The organism is Amycolatopsis sp. NPDC051061 (assembly GCF_040682935.1).
Lineage (GTDB): Bacteria > Actinomycetota > Actinomycetes > Mycobacteriales > Pseudonocardiaceae > Amycolatopsis.
This window is the reverse complement of the sequence record NZ_JBFBBZ010000130.1, coordinates 1-2,362: the sequence shown is the minus strand read 5'-3', so window position 1 is coordinate 2,362 and position 2,362 is coordinate 1. Positions and strand designations below refer to the sequence as shown.

The 2,362-nt window shown below is 30.3% G+C and carries 1 protein-coding gene; it reads right to left on the bottom strand.

Annotation, left to right across the window (positions count from 1 at the left end; all coding sequences use genetic code 11):
• Positions 1 to 1,695: 1,695 nt before the first annotated feature.
• On the bottom strand, positions 1,696 to 2,301 hold the full coding sequence (locus tag AB0N03_RS52120) for a helix-turn-helix transcriptional regulator (RefSeq protein WP_023349234.1): 606 nt from the start codon (positions 2,299 to 2,301) through the stop codon (positions 1,696 to 1,698).
• Between the last annotated feature and the right edge of the window lie 61 nt (positions 2,302 to 2,362).

Genomic DNA, 2,362 nt, shown 5'->3' with positions numbered 1-2,362 from the left:
AATCGGACTAATCCAGTATGTGAACGTCATACGTTTATCAATAATTTATATCAGATTCATAAGATGATTTGATAGTTATGATAATGTTCTCATAATTATCAAAACGTTTCTCATTTTATTTTCCTATTTTTTATCCAAGAGCATAAGGGAAAGTGTCCCCAAAAGTTGGTCAAAGTCGCAGTACGACTTGTTTTAGCGAGGAATAAGATTTTTTCTCATTTATAGTGTTTGTAAAGTGTTTCAAATCGCTCAACCACAGCTTTATATAAAATAGAGAAATTAGAAAAATCTCATAATATAGTCTTTTTAAAGGATTGTACAGTGCTTAAAAAGACTCAATAATCAAGCTTATACTTTGCTTTCATAATAATTTTTTATTGATAAACCCAGACATTGGCATGCGGAAAATCTGATTTTACCGTTTCTAAAATGATACTTACTGGTTTTGATAATATAATGTCATCGTTCGAATCATGATTCCACTTTATCTTTTTATAAAGGTCACTTTGTGTCACCCATTGAACTTCTTCTGATAATTCTCGTTTTGCCTTCTCCCAATAAGAATCATTGACACAATAATCACTCAATATCATCGTTTGCCAATTCATTGTTCCCATATTTTTTGATGGAGATAAAGTGGTCACAAAATATTTCAATCGTCATTCCTCCTGTAATTGTTTGTTGCTCCGTGGGTATTCCTTATTACAAAAAATCATACGACAGTCTTGAAAAAACGTAAGTATTTGTTGGAATACCCTGGAAGGACTTATATTAGGCTCAATGTGATGTTTTTATCCGTTTTGAATGTTACTTTACGATAAACTACTTAAGACTTTTTAAAATGAAAAATATGAGTTTGTAAAGCTACTTCAAAATTTAGTCATCTTTTGCCAACCCATTTATTTTCTAATTTCTAAAAACCCACTTTGGGGAGAGTTTTGCTCTCGCGGTCATAGCAAGTGGGTACTCACTTGCTCAAAAAAATAAAAACTCAAAACCATGTGTTGACGCTTATTTGAATTTTATGTTGATTTTGGAAGTGCCCAAATCCCTATTGTTCTATTACTTTTTAACTAACTTCTTTTCTTTTTTGGATATTTCGGCTTTTACAAAATCTCGTTCATCTAGAGTTTGTTTTACATCCTTGAGCGTTGATTTTTTGAATGTTAAACGATCATTGTAATCCTTAAAGTTAAATCCAAATCCCATAGTAGTCTCTTTCTATTGAGTGGTATAATCTCATTGATTGAAGGTATTTTAATTAGTTCGGGAATCTTATTATAGATAATTTTATAATATTCTTTTTTTATTTTATTTTCAAGACTTATCTTTGTGTTTGAGCTTTTCTATCCTCTGGATTTCTTAATTTTAAATTTTTTGTCAACATTAAAATCTCAATTTATCAATTTATTTTTTAAAATATGAGATAAAAAATTTATCCATTCAACGTTACCACGAGCGAAAGCGAGTTTTATTCAAAACACTCTTTTTAAAGGGTATTGTATTAGGTACTCCTAAACAAAAATGTACGTAACGTTACTTTTTGAGGGTTGTGTACACAAACCCGTTGCTTGCCAGTAACTTTTTCAAGACTGGGCAAGCAACGGGTTTACCATGGTAAAGCCAAAAAAAGCTACAAAAAAATGTGACTTTTTTTTAATCATTATATTGTCTCTCCGCTCGATAACAAAAACTTTATAGATTATTAAAGAAAGAAATGAACCAAGTTATAAAACCAAAAATTGGGAAAATCATCCACCAATAAATTGAAAAAAATTGCCAAAAGTTTTCAAAGCGTTCTTTTTTTTCTTTTAATTTTATGCCCTTAGTAAGAGGGTACTTTTGGTCAAGCATTTCATTTAATTTAACTCCTAAATAATAATTTGCTAGACCTATTAACAATAATAATAAACTTACCCATGCCAGCCAAGAAAGTGTAGTATTATAGCCAGATGCTAATTCATTAATTTCAACACCTAAAATTGACATAACCAAAAGTATAGCTGCTATAACCAATAAAGTAATTGAGACGGTTATAGTTTGTCTATATTTCAGTTGAATAAGCTGTTCTTTAGACATATCCATGATTTCTACCTCTTTTGCTTCTTCCTCAATGCTTTCAAATAGTTCACTTACTGGAACTAAAAGAGCATTAGATATTGAGGCTAAAGTATCTAAACTAACATCCGTTCCATTTTCTATTCTCTGAACCGTTCTAACAGTTATATTTGCTTTTTCAGCCAGTACTTCTTGCGTCCAACCTCTTTTTTTTCTTAACTCAGCAACTCTATATTTATTCATGAATATATAATAAACTATTTTTTTAAACATGTACACGACAGATAGACGACAAAAGAACGAC